Source organism: Halobacillus halophilus, assembly GCF_020171985.1.
In the GTDB taxonomy this organism is placed as follows: domain Bacteria; phylum Bacillota; class Bacilli; order Bacillales; family Halobacillaceae; genus Halobacillus; species Halobacillus halophilus_A.
The window spans coordinates 36,340-52,175 of sequence record NZ_JAIVAL010000007.1 but is presented as its reverse complement, the minus strand read 5'-3'; the positions used below and the strand labels follow the sequence as shown (position 1 = coordinate 52,175).

Here is a 15,836-nt window from a genome sequence, read left to right as displayed (position 1 = left end):
ATTAGAGCAAAGCACAGTCCACTGAGGCTGTGCTTTATTTTTATTTTATGGAACCAGTTCGAGCTAGGCGAATAATGTACATCAGAAGAAAGATAATTAAAGTATCATTTTTTAAATAGGCACATAAAATATTACTACAACTAAAAAAGTTGCATTAAGGAAAAACTTGATTTACAATGATTCTAGATTAGACAGAGAAGAAAGGGAGAGAGAAATGGAAAATTTATTATTAGCCTTTGGATTAACCCTGCTTGCCGGGTTAGCCACTGGTATCGGAAGCGTACTAGCGTTTTTTACCAAAACGACTAATACTAGATTTCTTTCATTGGCACTTGGATTCTCAGCAGGAGTCATGATTTACGTATCGATGGTAGAAATCTTTTTTAAAGCACAGGATTCTCTTGTTAATGCCATGGGGGAAGTACCTGGTAAGTGGATTACGGTTGCCGGTTTCTTCGGTGGCATGGTTGTCATTGCTATTATTGATCGATTGATACCAAAAGCCGGAAATCCGCATGAAGTGAAAAAAGTAGAGGATATGTCCACGTCTGAGCCAGCTGTCGATCAATCCCATTTATTGAAAATGGGAACGTTCACAGCACTTGCAATTGCGATTCACAACTTCCCAGAAGGAATTGCGACCTTTACAGCGGCACTCAACGACCCAAGCCTCGGGATTGCGATTGCAGCGGCAATTGCCATTCATAACATCCCGGAAGGAATCGCTGTATCCGTACCGGTCTATTTTGCGACAGGGGATAAGAAAAAAGCCTTCAAGCTTTCTTTCCTTAGTGGACTTTCCGAGCCGGTCGGCGCTTTGCTTGCGTATTTAGTCCTGATGCCATTCTTGAATGACGTAATGTTCGGGGTTTTATTCGCAGGAGTGGCCGGAATCATGGTGTTTATTTCACTGGATGAACTGCTTCCGGCCTCCCGCCGTTATGGCGAAGCTCATTTATCCATCTATGGAGTAGTAGCCGGTATGGCGGTCATGGCATTGAGTTTACTTCTATTTATCTAAATATAAATTACGCTGCTGTTAAATGTGAGGACCGGGGTCTGTTGGCCCGATTAAGATGGAGCACGGCCCAATATTAAGGTCGATTATGCCCAATTGAGGCATTTAATCGGATGGAATTCGATCCACCATTTTTTCCGAAAAAGCATCGAAGCCGAGTCTTCCAAAATAAAATTCTAAAGAAACCGTCCAGTCGATAGTTGATTGGACGGTTTTTCGTATGCTCTATTAGGTAAAGCTTCTTCCTTTTCAATCCCCCCAATTCCAGAGAGACCGTCATAGTGTCAATTTGGTCGGATATTCATTTGACATTTCGTCCATTGATGTTGGAATTTTCTGAATTTATAATAAATCTGAGCAAATTAGAACAGAATCTACCAATTGAGGTGAAAAGATGGAGACAACTTTCTCGAAGTCGAATCAGGTGGTCATTCAGAATTTTATTAATGGAGAATGGGTTTCGTCTGAAAGTGGGCAAGTGGAGAATGTGCCTAACCCTGCTACAGGAGAAATCATCGCAAGTGTTCCTATTTCATCAAAAGAGGACGTAAATAAAGCCGTACAATCGGCAAGACAGGCATTTAACAGCTGGAAAAAGACGCCTGTTCCTAAGCGGGCCCGTATTATGTTCAAATACCAGCAGCTTCTCACGGAAAATCGAGATGAGCTAGCCAAAGTGCTCACCCAGGAAAACGGAAAAACGAAAAAAGATGCGACGGGTGAAGTTCAGCGGGGCATCGAGTGTGTAGAATTCGCTGCCGGAGCGCCGAGTTTAATGATGGGGGATGTGCTGCCAGATATTGCGGAAGGCATTGATTCCGGGATGTACCGATATCCAGTTGGTGTAGTCGGAGGCATTACTCCTTTTAACTTCCCGATGATGGTTCCTTTATGGATGTTCCCACTTGCACTGGTGTGCGGCAACACTTTTGTGCTGAAGCCTTCCGAGCGTACTCCGATTCTTGCAAAAATGCTAGTCGAGCTTATGCATGAAGCGGGTCTTCCAAAAGGAGTCCTGAACCTGGTGAATGGGGCTCATGATGTCGTGAATGGTCTGCTTGAGCATGAAGAGATTGATGCGATATCTTTTGTCGGATCTCAGCCCGTAGCGGAATACGTATATAAAACGGCTGCGAATCATGGTAAACGCGTGCAGGCTCTTGCCGGTGCCAAGAATCACTCCATCGTACTTCCGGACTGCAATCTTGATAAGTCTGTCGAAGGAATTGTGAATGCAGCTTTCGGGAGCGCAGGGGAACGCTGTATGGCGTGTTCTGTAGTCGTAGCGGTCGGCGATGTTGCTGATCCACTGGTCGCCAAATTGAAAGAGGCTGCCGATCAGTTAAATGTAGGAGATGGATTAGCTGAGGAAACGAATTTAGGACCGTTAATTCGTGAGTCGCATAGAGACCGGGTGCTTGGTTATATTGAAGCCGGAGAAGAAGAAAACGCGAAGCTTGTTCGTGACGGCCGGGTAGAACTCCGGGAAAATGAATTAGGCTATTTCTTAGGAGCGACGATTTTCGACTATGTGACCGAGGATATGAAAATTTGGAAAGATGAAATCTTCGCACCGGTTCTAAGCATTGTTCGCGCCGATACGCTGGATGAAGCCATCGATACGGCTAATAAATCCGAATTTGCGAATGGCGCTGTTATCTATACGTCAAGCGGTAAGGCTGTGCAGCAGTTCAGAGAAGAAATGGACGCGGGCATGCTTGGCGTCAATGTAAACGTTCCTGCCCCTATGGCTTTCTTTCCTTTTTCCGGTAATAAAAAATCATTCTACGGAGATCTTCATGCCAATGGAAAAGACGGGCTGAATTTCTATACGAAGCGGAAGATGCTGACTCAGCGCTGGTATTAATGGACTCAAAAAGCGGAAGACGTAAAGACTTCCGCTTTTTTCAATTTCTTTTGATTTTCTTAATTAATCCTTTCTTTAAATAGATCCTTATCTGCATCTATCCCACCCTTTATTTTTACAAAACGCAACGTTGACCCAAAATAACATTTTACAGTATGTATAATGGCAAATTTATAAACTTACGGTAAAGTATATTTAAATTACAAAATATTCAGTAAATAAAGAAAAATTAAAATGATTTTAGGGAGGTGAAGCAGCGCGGAGCTTAACAAGGAAGGTTTCGACGGCTGAAAGCATTTAAAAAATGAGGGATCTTATTACATAAGGAGGAATTTACGTGTCCGATAAAGTCCAAATTGGATTAATACAAGCTTCTCATGATGTTGATGGAAATGAACCTGTGGAAGTTCACAAACAGGAGTCAATCGAAAAACATATTAAATTGGTTCGGGAAGCGGCAGAAAAAGGAGCGCAGATCATTTGTCTGCAGGAAATTTTCTATGGTCCTTATTTCTGCTCAGAACAAAACTCCAAGTGGTACGATGCAGCAGAAGAGATTCCAAATGGTCCGACAACCGTTCAATTTCAGGAGCTTGCTAAAGAACTTGGAGTCGTTATTATTCTTCCCATCTATGAACGAGAAGGGATTGCGACGTACTACAATACCGCGGCTGTCATCGATGCAGATGGCTCGTATCTAGGTAAGTACCGCAAACATCACATTCCACAGGTGGGGGTAGGGGACAAAGGATATGGATTCTGGGAGAAGTATTACTTCAAGCCTGGAAACCTGGGGTATCCTGTGTTCGATACGGCCTTTGCTAAAGTCGGCGTCTATATTTGCTATGATCGCCATTTCCCTGAAGGGGCAAGAGTGCTTGGCTTAAATGGGGCGGAAGTCGTTTTTAACCCGTCAGCTACGGTCGCTGGATTGTCCGAATATTTATGGAAGCTGGAGCAGCCGGCTCATGCGGTGGCAAATGGTTATTACTTAGGAGCTATTAACCGTGTCGGTTATGAAGGTCCGTGGAATATGGGCGAATTTTATGGTCAGTCCTACCTTGTGGATCCAAGAGGAGAATTTGTCGCGACCGGCAGCCGTGATCAGGATGAAGTCATCATTGGTGAAATGAATAAGAAATTTATTCGGGAAGTTCGAGATACGTGGCAGTTTTACCGGGATCGTCGTCCAGAGACGTACGAGAAGATGGGACAGCTTCTGCCGTAACAGAGAATTCCAGAACCCTAGAAGAAGTTCTTCATAGAGCACAGGAAAATAGATCACTTTTCCCTATGTAGAACTTCTTTTGTTTAACCATGCATCTGAATTAGATGGCAAGTATCTATAAAAGGAGGTTCATTGCATTGACTCAGTTAAAAAGCAAAGGAATATCTCTAGAGAACTTGAAATCAAATTTCGAGGAAGTTCACCAAGGTCTCAACAATCAGGAGGCCATGGAGGAAGCGAATCGCTGCTTATACTGCTATGATGCTCCCTGTATTAAGGCGTGTCCGACAAGCATTGATATTCCGAAGTTTATCAAAAAGATTGCTTCCGGGAATCTAAAGGGCTCGGCTACAACGATCATGTCCTCGAATCCTGTCGGTGCTACGTGTGCTCGCGTCTGCCCGACCGAAGAGCTTTGTGAAGGAGCGTGTGTATTAAATCATTCCACGCAGCCGATTTTGATTGGTGATCTGCAGCGGTTTGCGACCGACTGGGCCATCAAGAACGAACAACTTTTATTCAAACCCGGCGAAAAGAACGGCATGAAGGTGGCTGTTGTCGGAGGAGGACCAGCTGGTTTATCGGCAGCCCGGGAACTTGCTCGTTTTGGCTATGAGGTTACGATCTTTGAAGCGGAAGCTGAGGCAGGAGGACTGGATACATACGGCATTGTGTCATTCCGGCTGCCGCAGGATATTTCCCGCTGGGAAGTCGATCAGGTCAGGCAAATGGATGTTGAAATCAGGACGAACACAAGAGTCGGAACCGATGTCACATTTCAGGAACTATCCGATCAATACGATTCCATTGTCCTGACCATCGGTATGGGGAATGTTCCTATGCTTGGAATTGAAGGGGAAGACTTAAACGGCGTTCATGACGCCATTGAATTTGTGAAAAGTACAAAATCAGGCCCCGTAACGGAGGAACTGCTTGGTAAAAACGTTGTAGTGATCGGGGCAGGCAACACGGCGATTGATGCGGCCACTTGTGCAGCTCGAAAAGGGGCGGCAGATGTGAAAATTGTGTACCGCCGTACCGTGAAAGAAATGACCGCTTATGATTTTGAGTACGATTTTGCCAAACAGGATAATGTGGAATTCAACTGGCTTACGCAGCCCATCGAAATCATCGGGGATGAGACGAATCAGGTGACGCACCTGAAATGTGTAAAAATGGCGCTGGGCGAACCGGACGCGGATGGTCGAAGAAGGCCGGCTCCTGTTGAAGGTTCAGAATTTGTCATGGAAGCTGATGCCGTTATTAAGGCAATCGGGCAGACACGCTATTCCGATTTAATTGAGAACTTCGGTCTGGATCATGAAGACGGAGTCGTGAAAGTTAACCCTGAATCCCTGCAAACGTCCAATCCTAAGGTATTCGCCGCAGGAGACGTGATTTTTGCAAAAGGACAAGGAGAAGCCATGGTGGTTACAGCCGCCCAGCAGGGCAAAGAAGTAGCTATGGCCATTCATAAACAGTTAGCTCCCGCACCCACAGCCGCGATGTAAAACTACTATTCAGGAGGCGTAATGATATGGCTGATTTGAGTTTAAATCTTGCAGGAATAAAATCTCCCAATCCCTTTTGGCTGGCTTCGGCACCGCCGACCAACTCTGGGTACCAGGTGCAGCGTGCATTCGAAGCCGGGTGGGGTGGAGCCGTTTGGAAAACGTTAGGGGAACCGATCCTGAACGTTACGTCACGCTTCGCTGCTGTCGGTTTTAACGGGCAGAAAGTAGCAGGATTCAACAATATTGAATTGATTACCGATCGACCGCTTGAAGTGAATCTACGGGAAATCTATGAAACGAAAAAAAGGTTTCCGAATCATGCGATCATTGCTTCGCTAATGGTCGAACCTACTCAGGAAAAATGGCATGAAATTGTGAAGCGTGTGGAAGAAGTCGGCGTAGACGGCCTGGAGCTGAACTTCGGATGTCCGCATGGAATGGCAGAACGGGGGATGGGAGCGGCTTCCGGTCAGGTACCTGAGCTCGTGGAGAAACAAACGATGTGGGCGAAAGAAGTAGCTGAAACCCCGGTTATTGTAAAGCTCACTCCTAATATTACGGATATTACCTTTACAGCACAGGCGGCCGTGAATGGCGGGGCTGATGCGGTCAGTATGATCAACACCATTAACAGTCTTGCCGGCGTGGATATTGATACGTGGGATACGATTCCAAACGTAGCCGGTAAAGGGGCTCATGGAGGCTACTGCGGTCCAGCCGTGAAGCCGATTGCGCTGAATATGGTAGCGGAGTGCGCACGCCATCCGAAAATCAACGTTCCGATTTCCGGGATGGGCGGGGTTTCAAGCTGGCGGGAAGCCGTCGAGTTTATGCTTATGGGAGCGACAGGCGTACAGGTTTGCACAGCCGCCATGCACCATGGCTTCAGTATTGTCGAGGATATGAAAGACGGGTTGAACAACTACCTGGATGAAAAAGGTATCGATTCAGTGATGGACCTTGTAGGTAAGTCGGTAGAGAAGTACTCCGACTGGGGCAACTTGGATTTGAACCACCAGATTGTTGCCAAAATCAATAATGATGTGTGCATCAACTGTAATAAGTGCCATATCGCCTGTGAAGACACTTCCCACCAGTGTATAGACATGCTGAAAGATGAGAATGGCAACGACATCCTCAGGGTGCGCGAGGAAGATTGTGTTGGCTGTAACTTGTGTTCGATCGTCTGCCCGGTTGATGGGGCAATCGATATGATGGATTATGCAAATGGTAAACCGCCGATGACTTGGAATGAAAGGCAGGCAGCAATTGGCGCAGCCTCATCCTGTGAAGTGGATTTGATTAAATAAACATAATGGAGGGTTACGATGAAGAAAATTATTAAGAATGGAATCATTGTCACGGCAGCCGATACGTATAAAGCGGACATTATGGTGGAAAATGAAAAAATCGTACTGATTGGACAGGATCTGTCCGATTCTTCAGCAGAAGTAATTGATGCGAAAGGCAACTACGTCTTTCCAGGAGGGGTGGATCCTCATACCCATTTAGAAATGCCGTTTGGCGGCACGGTCAGTAAGGATGATTTTGAGACCGGGACGATTGCGGCCGCCCATGGCGGCACAACGACCGTAATTGATTTCTGCCTGACGAATAAAGGAAAGCCGCTTCAGGATTCGATTGATCAATGGCACGCCAAATCACGCGATAAATCCGTGATTGATTACAGCTTCCATTTAATGATCAGTGAAATGAATGACAGCGTCCTGGAGCAGCTTCCAAGTGTTATTGAGGATGAAGGGATTACTTCTTTTAAAGTATTCATGGCTTACAAAAACGTCTTCCAGGCCGATGACGAGACATTATTCCGCACACTGGAAGAAGCAAAAAGACTAGGCGCGCTCGTGATGGTGCATGCCGAGAACGGGGATGTCATCGATCACTTAGTTAAAAAAGCCCTTGAGAAAGGACAGACCGACCCCATCTATCATGCACTAACCCGTCCACCTGAAGCAGAAGGAGAAGCGACTGGACGTGCTGCTCAACTAACCGGTCTCGCGAACTCGCAGCTTTATGTGGTACACGTCTCGTGTGAAAACGCGGTCGAAGAAATTTCAAAAGCGAGGAAGAAAGGCTATCAGGTAATTGGAGAAACGTGTCCACAGTACTTAGTGCTCGACCAAAGCTACTTAGAAAAACCAAATTTTGAAGGAGCCAAATACGTATGGTCTCCGCCTTTACGTGAGAAGAAGCACCAGGACGTGCTATGGAATGCTTTGAAGACAGGTGAACTGCAGACATTAGGATCCGATCAGTGCTCCTTTGATTTCAAAGGGCAGAAGGATTTAGGGAAAGGTGACTTTACGAAGATTCCAAACGGCGGGCCTATTATTGAAGACCGGGTCAGCCTGCTGTTCTCTGAAGGGGTGAAGAAAGGAAGAATCAGTTTAAACCAGTTTGTAGACATAACTTCCACGCGCATTGCGAAGACATTCGGGCTCTTCCCTCAGAAAGGAACGATCAGTGTGGGAGCCGATGCAGACCTGGTCATCTTTGATCCGAATATCGAACGTACGATATCGGTTGAAACGAGTCACATGGCCGCTGATTACAATCCTTTTGAAGGTATAAAAGTAACCGGTCAGCCAATCAGCGTGCTTTCACGGGGAGAGTTCGTTATTCGGGATAAGGAATTTGTCGGAAAAATCGGATCCGGCAACTACCTGAAGCGTGCCCGATTCGGCGAACTCAAACAGTCCCAGGAAGAACTCTACCAAAACTAGTCCCGCCTTCCCGATAACAAGAATCAAGCGACCCGACTTTCAACTATTAGACTTTGTTAAACCTGATTACTGATCTTACAGAAAAGCTTCCTATACAGGAAGCCTCGATTTCGAGATATTGGTTTGTGATGAAGGTCCTACGGGGGACGATTTCGCTTTCCGTGGGCATGTGCTGAGCCTCCTCAGGCTAAAGCCTTCCGGGGTCTCACCGATCATGTTTATCCCACAGGAGTCTTCACCGTCCCCCTGCGTACCTTGCGAAATAGGGAGCTCGAAATCATGTTCGAAACGCCCTGGTTTATGACGGAGATAGAACCATGAATGGTTCCATATGGGTCCATCACCGCTATAGAAGCATTTGGCACGGATCAAGCATCCCCTATCGTTTATAGAAGGGTCCGTTATTCTCATGAGGCTGGGGTGGCGAAGGAAACGACGAGACTCCCACGGGAGAAGGAGCTAGGCGAGACCCCACAGGGAGTGAAACGACTGAGGAGGCTTGCCAGTTCCCCCGTAGGAAAGCGAGTTGTTTCCGTAGCCAGCCTCTCTCTTTATAAGCAACGGACCAAAGATATCTCGAAACTACGTCTTCCACTATAAAGCCGGGTGGCTGCTTTACAATTTCCATGTATCATTATAGGAGGATTCCATATCTATGGATAAAAAAGATAATCATTTAAAGTCTCCGGACCTCATGCCTATTCCTCACCATGAAAAGAAAATCGGTACCCTCGGATTTACGTTTATGTGGATCGGGATGGCTGTGGTATTAGCCGCCTTTGCCATTGGCGGAGCAGGTGTTCAATCCATTTCCCTCATCTGGGTGGTACTCGGAACGCTGCTTGGGACCCTGTTAATAGGGTTCGCGATCACGCTGACCGCAGATATCGGCATTGAACACGGTATATCCTTTCCAGTCTACATGAGAGCTCCTTTTGGAACACTTGGAACTCACTTCCCTTCCGTAGTCCGAGGACTGGCTGCATCGATGTGGTTTGGGATCAACACGTTTTTTGGATCAACAGCTATTAATGGAATCTTAAATATTTTAACAGGCTTTGATAATTGGTTTGTCTGTTACGTCCTTTTTGCCTTATTTCAATTATTTAATACAGCGCTTGGAATTAAAGCCGTAGAGAAGTTCGCCGATCTGGCGGCTCCAATTATTATTCTGATTGGTGTCTGGATGTATTTTAATCTGGCTGGTGAAGCTTCAGCTCAGAACAAGGATATCTGGGGGTGGGTCGAGAGCCCTGTTACAGGTAGTGCAGCCTTCACGGCTTTTGTCGTGGTTGTTGTGAGTAACATGGGATACTGGGCAACACTTGCGGCCGATATTTCATCCATTTCCCGGTTTATTAAAGCGCCCAAGCATGAAAGAAACTGGGTGAAACGAAACAAGGGAGCTCTGGTTGGAAGTCTGGTGGGGCTTCCGCTGACACAGACCTTCATTGTCGTTCTTGGTGCCGTATCGTATATCGCCGTATCGAACTTCGATCCGGTTGTTGCCCTTCAGGAGTCGGCCAGCGGCCTAGTTCTCGGAATACTGCTTTTAATGATAGTCCTGGCTCAGTGGTCTACGAACGTATCGGCTAATATCGTGCCAGCGGCCACTATCTTCTCCAACGTTGGCGGACCGAAGCTTCCTTTCTGGGCCGGTGTGTTTATTGCCGGTTTGATTGGAACAGTCATTCAGCCGTGGAGTGTATTCAATCTGCTGATTCCGGTCTTGCTTATTGCGGCTGCTATCTTATCGGTGATCGTCGGAATTATTTTCGCCGATTATTATCTTTTGAGAAAACGGAGAATGAATGTCCACGATTTATATAAGAGTGGAGGGCAGTACCGCTACGATGGAGGCATTAATTGGGCGGGCGTCATTTCCTGGGCAATAGGCAGTGCAGCTGCTTACACGTTCAGTACCTATTCCTTCTTTGTAGGGTTCGGAGTTGGGGCTCTTCTTTATTACTTGCTTGCTAAACACTGGTATTTCAAAAAACATCCACAGGCAGAGATTGAAAACCCGAGTGATGAAGAATACCTGGGCATAACGGTCGGACGGGACTGGAATGTCGGGGGAGGCTTTGCGGAAGAGAAAATTGGCCGGAAAACAGGCACAGAAGCAGCTCCGGCTAAAGTCGATGTTTAAGGAGGAGGAGAAGGATGTCTACTTATCAGGAGTTTGAGATCGAGCGTGAGAAAATAGATTTTTTATTGGAGAAAGGTTACACCATTAAAGGTGTGACAGAGAATTTGAGCGGTGCATTTGTAGAGTTTGAGTACAAGGGAAACGATCCGGAAAAAAGTGAAAAAGAGCGGCTGCATATTCTTCATCCAGACGCACGTAAATACTTTTCTACTATTTTAGTTCAGCAGCAACGACAAAAAGAAGTTCAATAGAAGGACTGTTAGAGGATAAGCTTAGGCTTATCCTCTTATATTTGTTAAATTTTCTCACAATTAGTTAGATTTTTCTGGTGCTTTGTAGTACGTTTGAAGAGGGGTATTTCTATGAAGTATCGCGTATCACTAGAGAACATATTGGATCGAAAACTGTTTGCTTCAGCGAAAGTTGTGGCTGGTCAAAAGGGGATGGACCGGCTAGTGAAGTGGGTTCACGTGTTTGAAATGATCGAAGTCCGTGGCAATTTAAAGGGCGGCGAATTAGTGTTAGCAACGGGATTTGGGTGGAAAGATGATGAAAGCCTGTTTCTGAAATTATTGGAACAAATGATTCAGCGGAATGTAGCGGGGATCTGCATCGAACTGGGAAGCTTTATCGATCACATACCGGAAGAAGCGATTCAGCTTGCTGATGAGAACAACTTTCCGATTATTATTTTTGAAGAGGAAGTTTCATTCGTGGACATTACCCAGGACATTCATGCGCACCTGATTAATCAGCAGTATGAATTAATTACAAACTTAGAAGATTACTCTCAACGCTTAAATAAGCGTCTGTTAAAGATTGATAACTATTTCGAAATACTAAAAAACTTACAGCAGTATGTGAACTGCCAGTTAATTTACATCGCTAAGGATCACAGGGTCGTTACAATTCCAGCAATGAGAGAAAAAGAAAGAGAGGCAATGCTTGCCCGTATCCATGATACCTCATCGAAGCAATTGGTCAAACAGCCCGTGCAAGTATTTGAACGGGAGTTTGCGACCATTTATTTAGTTTCCAGTTGCCGGGAATTCACCGAATTTGAATCGCTTCTCCTGGATCGTACAGCAACGGCTTTAGCTCAGTATTTGTTGCGGGAACTCTATACAGAGGAAAAACGGAAGGCCAGGGAAACCGAATGGCTTCTTGAATGGCTGCAAGGCGAGCATAGTCCTGAAGAGATTAAAGACCACTTATCCTTTTACAAAATCCATCAGCCGGTCTCAGGAGCCGTCGTCCTGACGGTAAAATTAAAAATGGCCGAGGGCCGTGACAATAATTTAGACCTGGCGTACTTGAATATGCTGATTCATAACATCTTCGATCAGAATGGATATTTCGTGTTTGCCGTCGAAAAACGTCATTTATTAACCTTTATTCTGCTCAATAAAAAAGGGGAAGAAGATTGGAAGATTAGAATTAAACGAGGAATTGAGCGATTGAAGAAAATCAGTCTTCTTAATGATGCAAGCATTGCTTCGTTTCAAATAGCCGGAGGCAAATTTGTAAGGCAATTAAACCTTCTGCATGAAAGTTTCCAAACGGCTCAGGAAACCTTGTCGATTCAGGATAAAATGCCGGCCGGCCATTTTAAATATTTTTATGAAGATATGCACATGTATCGGCTCATCTCGCTCGTACATAAACATAGCAACTTGAACGGACTGGTGGAGGAGTATTTAGAGCCGATTATTCAATATGATGAGAAACACAATGCGAACTTATTAGAAACGTTAAGGGTGTATTTATCCTGCAATGGGTCCAAAAAAGAAACAGCGGACCGAGTTTTTGTGGTGCGACAAACCTTATACCACAGACTTGAGAAATTGGAGAAACTGCTAGGCTCTGACTTCATGGAATCGGAAAAGAGACAGGTCCTTGAGTTCGCACTGCTCGCAAATGAGTATCAAAAAACCATTTCCAGCTGACTACTTCATGTAGCCAAGCCTATAGACAGTTCACTTATTCTGACATGGAATAAGTGTTTTTTTATGGACAAAAACGTGAGTGGAGAGGGATAAAGCCACTATATAATAGAAGAAACTCGGTTTACTCCGATGTGTAGTCAATGTGTGAAAGGATCGTTTTAACCATTTGACACTATGTCTAATGAAAGTTCTTTGTATATGTTAGATAATTAAGACAATTCAAAATATTACCTTATATTTCTAATTCAAGGGGGTTCCTCCGTTGACAAAAGCTGATGTGAAGAGCGATTTGCTGGCCAAAGACGAAAAATATGTATGGCATTCAATGAAACCTTATAAACCTGAAGATACGATGGTAGCCAAGAGTGCGAAAGGATCCTGGATTACGGATGTTGAAGGGAACCGTTATCTGGACGCTATGTCGGGGTTGTGGTGCGTCAATATAGGATATGGAAGAGAAGAATTAGCTCAGGCTGCTTTCGAGCAAATGAAAGAATTATCCTATATGCCAATGACCCAGAGCCATGAATCCGCGATTAAATTAGGAGAGAAGATTAATCAGCTCTTAGGTGATGACTATGTAATTTTCTTTTCCAACAGCGGGTCGGAAGCGAATGAAGCGGCTTTTAAAATGGTCAGACAGTACCACCAGCAAAAAGGGGATTATTACCGGACTAAATTTATATCGAGATACCGGGCGTATCATGGCAACTCTACCAGCTCGCTCGCCGCGACAGGTCAGGCTCAGCGCAAGTATAAGTATGAGCCGCTGGGTCCCGGATTCCTGCATGTAGCACCGCCTGACGAATATCGAAATGATCATAGCGAGAAGGATCAGTGGGGAGCACAGGATATCGACCGGGTGATGACGTGGGAACATAGTGAATCGATCGCCGGAGTCATTATGGAACCGATTATTACAGGTGGAGGCGTAATCGTGCCGCCAGAGCAATATATGAAAGAAGTAAAAGCTGTTTGTGAACGGCACGGTGCCTTAATGATCGTGGATGAAGTCATCTGCGGGTTCGGCCGGACAGGCAAGCCATTTGGATTTATGAATTATGACGTCAAACCGGATATCATCACGATGGCTAAAGGAATAACAAGTGCATACCTGCCCCTTTCGGCAACTGCCGTTAAAAGAGAGGTTTATGAAGCTTTTTGCGGAAGCGAACCGTATGATTTTTTCCGTCATATTAATACCTTTGGCGGTCATCCGGCATCCTGCGCCGTTGCGCTTAAAAATATCGAGATCATGGAAAAAGAGAATCTGTTCGACCGATCAAGAGCACTTGGAGAAGCGGCAAAAAATGAGCTGCGTCACCGTCTGGGCACTCATAAGTATGTAGGAGATATCCGCGGCAAAGGGCTTCTAATAGGGATTGAACTCGTGGAGGATAAAGAAACGAAAGAGCCGCTTGAAGTGAGCAAAGTGAACCAGGTGATTGGCTATTGCAAAGACCAGGGTATATTAATAGGTAAGAACGGGATGACGGTGGCCGGTTATAATAATGTTCTCACTCTGTCGCCCCCGCTCACCATCGAGGAAGAAGATATGCAATTACTGCTTAACACGCTGGTCGATGCACTCCATCAGCTCTAGATAGAAAAGGAGAGAGACCGGATGAAGATTGGGATTCCAAGAGAATTAAAGAATCATGAAAATCGGGTGGCCATGACTCCTGCGGGGACTGCGAATCTCGTAAAGGAAGGTCACGAAGTAGTGCTTGAAAAAGGCGCTGGGGAAGGCTCGGGTTTTACGGATCATGATTACTCTCAAGCAGGCGCGACTATTGTAGATACAGCGGCTGAAGCCTGGACGTCTGCCATGGTGATGAAAGTGAAAGAACCAATTCCAGAAGAGTATCACTACTTTTTTGAAGGGTTGATCCTATTTACCTTTCTTCACCTGGCGGCTGACGAGAAGCTTACGCGAGCCCTAAGCGATAAAAAGGTCGCAGCCATCGCTTATGAGACAGTTCAACTAACCGACGGCACGCTGCCCCTTTTGACTCCCATGAGTGAAGTAGCTGGACGCATGGCGACGCAAAAAGGCGCTCAATATTTAGAGAAGCCAAGCAGCGGTAAAGGCATCCTGCTGGGGAGTGTTCCGGGAGTAAGAAGAGGTAAGGTGACGATTATTGGCGGTGGAGTCGTAGGAACCAATGCTGCTAAAATTGCAGTCGGCTTAGGGGCCGATGTAACCATGATTGACCTAAGTCCAGAGCGGCTCCGTCAGCTGGATGATTTGTTTGGTTCTTCAATCAATACATTAATGTCCAATCCATTAAACATAGAGGAAGCGGTTCAAGAAGCAGACCTGGTCGTCGGCGCGGTCCTGCTTCCCGGTGCAAAGGCCCCGCGCCTTGTTACAAAAGAGATGGTGCAAGCGATGAGAGCTGGTTCCGTAATCGTGGATGTAGCCGTAGATCAAGGAGGAATCGTTGAGACGGTGGATCACGTAACCACGCATGATGATCCGATATATATAAAGCATGGAGTGGTACACTATGCGGTCGGCAATATGCCGGGGGCTGTTCCCCGGACTTCAACATTGGCACTTACGAATGTGACGATTCCTTATGCGATCCAGATTGCAAATAAGGGTCACGAGCGGGCATGTCTTGAAAATGAAGCTTTGTTAAAAGGGCTGAATGTGGTGAATGGCTATGTAACGTATAAAGAAGTGGCTGAAGTCCACCAGCTTCGTTTTATGGATGCAGCGAATGCGTTGAGGGCGGAAACGTATGCATAGATCTATACTTGGAGCGATTATAGCTTGCAGGAAACCATTTGGTTTTCTGCAAGCTATTTTAATGCATGTAAATAGTCTGCTATCAGCTTATTCGTGCAGGTAAGGATCATTCTAATATTCAAATGATTATTTGAATATTAAGGTTGACTATTTACTTGTATAGAGCATACACTATAAACAAACATTCAAACAATTATTAGAATGAAGGTGAACGTTGTGAGTGAAAAGATAGTAAAAAAAGTTGAGAAAGATACATGCGATACGTTTTGTTACGATGAGGAACTCGTTGAACGCGTTCAGCCCAAAATGGATGAAGTGTTGGGCGTCGAACTTATATTCAAAGCTTTATCCGATTCAACGCGGTTAAAAATTGCTTACGCGTTAACGCTGGAAGAAGAATTGTGTGTATGCGATGTAGCCAACATTATCCGTTCCACAAATGCTACCGCCTCGCACCATTTGCGTTTACTACGAAACATGGGTTTAGCGAAATATCGAAAAGAAGGGAAGCTGGTCTTTTATTCGTTAGCCGATGAACATGTGCATCAGCTTGTCAATATTGCGATGATTCACGCCCATGAAAAGTAAGGAAAGAATGTAACAGACAATAAGAAC

12 protein-coding genes are annotated in these 15,836 nt (G+C 45.4%); all 12 read left to right on the top strand.

Features of this window, described 5'->3' with window-relative positions:
* The first annotated feature begins 214 nt into the window (after positions 1–214).
* Positions 215–1,021: a zinc transporter ZupT gene (zupT, locus tag LCM11_RS12520; protein ID WP_224894628.1), complete on the top strand. Its 807-nt coding sequence runs from the start codon at positions 215–217 to the stop codon at positions 1,019–1,021.
* Between the two features lie 391 nt (positions 1,022–1,412).
* Positions 1,413–2,885, top strand: a complete 1,473-nt coding sequence (locus LCM11_RS12515) for a CoA-acylating methylmalonate-semialdehyde dehydrogenase (protein ID WP_224894627.1) — start codon at positions 1,413–1,415, stop codon at positions 2,883–2,885.
* Between the two features lie 337 nt (positions 2,886–3,222).
* Positions 3,223–4,113, top strand: a complete 891-nt coding sequence (locus LCM11_RS12510) for a nitrilase-related carbon-nitrogen hydrolase (RefSeq protein WP_224894626.1) — start codon at positions 3,223–3,225, stop codon at positions 4,111–4,113.
* A gap of 137 nt (positions 4,114–4,250) precedes the next feature.
* Positions 4,251–5,624: an NAD(P)-dependent oxidoreductase gene (locus tag LCM11_RS12505; RefSeq protein WP_224894625.1), complete on the top strand. Its 1,374-nt coding sequence runs from the start codon at positions 4,251–4,253 to the stop codon at positions 5,622–5,624.
* 26 nt (positions 5,625–5,650) lie between these two features.
* The gene (gene preA / locus LCM11_RS12500) at positions 5,651–6,937 is read left to right on the top strand and encodes an NAD-dependent dihydropyrimidine dehydrogenase subunit PreA (RefSeq protein WP_224894624.1); all 1,287 of its coding nucleotides are present in this window, start codon (positions 5,651–5,653) and stop codon (positions 6,935–6,937) included.
* Positions 6,938–6,955: 18 nt separating this feature from the next.
* Positions 6,956–8,371, top strand: a complete 1,416-nt coding sequence (gene hydA, locus LCM11_RS12495) for a dihydropyrimidinase (RefSeq protein ID WP_224894623.1) — start codon at positions 6,956–6,958, stop codon at positions 8,369–8,371.
* Positions 8,372–9,026: 655 nt separating this feature from the next.
* Positions 9,027–10,520, top strand: coding sequence for an NCS1 family transporter (locus LCM11_RS12490; RefSeq protein ID WP_224894622.1), 1,494 nt, complete (start codon positions 9,027–9,029; stop codon positions 10,518–10,520).
* Positions 10,521–10,534: 14 nt separating this feature from the next.
* On the top strand, positions 10,535–10,771 hold the full coding sequence (locus tag LCM11_RS12485) for a hypothetical protein (RefSeq protein ID WP_224894621.1): 237 nt from the start codon (positions 10,535–10,537) through the stop codon (positions 10,769–10,771).
* 111 nt (positions 10,772–10,882) lie between these two features.
* Positions 10,883–12,466 carry a PucR family transcriptional regulator gene (locus tag LCM11_RS12480; RefSeq protein WP_224894620.1) on the top strand — a complete coding sequence of 528 codons (1,584 nt, stop codon included), beginning with the start codon at positions 10,883–10,885 and terminating at the stop codon, positions 12,464–12,466.
* A gap of 262 nt (positions 12,467–12,728) precedes the next feature.
* A complete protein-coding gene (locus LCM11_RS12475; protein WP_224894619.1) occupies positions 12,729–14,069 on the top strand; it encodes an aspartate aminotransferase family protein in 1,341 nt (446 codons plus the stop codon).
* Between the two features lie 21 nt (positions 14,070–14,090).
* The gene (gene ald, locus LCM11_RS12470) at positions 14,091–15,221 is read left to right on the top strand and encodes an alanine dehydrogenase (protein ID WP_224894618.1); all 1,131 of its coding nucleotides are present in this window, start codon (positions 14,091–14,093) and stop codon (positions 15,219–15,221) included.
* Positions 15,222–15,437: 216 nt separating this feature from the next.
* Positions 15,438–15,809, top strand: coding sequence for a metalloregulator ArsR/SmtB family transcription factor (locus LCM11_RS12465; RefSeq protein WP_318246153.1), 372 nt, complete (start codon positions 15,438–15,440; stop codon positions 15,807–15,809).
* Positions 15,810–15,836: the final 27 nt, after the last annotated feature.

Coding starts and splice junctions, on each gene's coding strand:
- zupT (WP_224894628.1), top strand. CDS start 215: ATGGAAAATTTATTATTAGCCTTTGGATTAACCCTGCTTGCCGGGTTA.
- LCM11_RS12515 (WP_224894627.1), top strand. CDS start 1,413: ATGGAGACAACTTTCTCGAAGTCGAATCAGGTGGTCATTCAGAATTTT.
- preA (WP_224894624.1), top strand. CDS start 5,651: ATGGCTGATTTGAGTTTAAATCTTGCAGGAATAAAATCTCCCAATCCC.
- hydA (WP_224894623.1), top strand. CDS start 6,956: ATGAAGAAAATTATTAAGAATGGAATCATTGTCACGGCAGCCGATACG.
- LCM11_RS12490 (WP_224894622.1), top strand. CDS start 9,027: ATGGATAAAAAAGATAATCATTTAAAGTCTCCGGACCTCATGCCTATT.
- LCM11_RS12485 (WP_224894621.1), top strand. CDS start 10,535: ATGTCTACTTATCAGGAGTTTGAGATCGAGCGTGAGAAAATAGATTTT.
- LCM11_RS12480 (WP_224894620.1), top strand. CDS start 10,883: ATGAAGTATCGCGTATCACTAGAGAACATATTGGATCGAAAACTGTTT.
- ald (WP_224894618.1), top strand. CDS start 14,091: ATGAAGATTGGGATTCCAAGAGAATTAAAGAATCATGAAAATCGGGTG.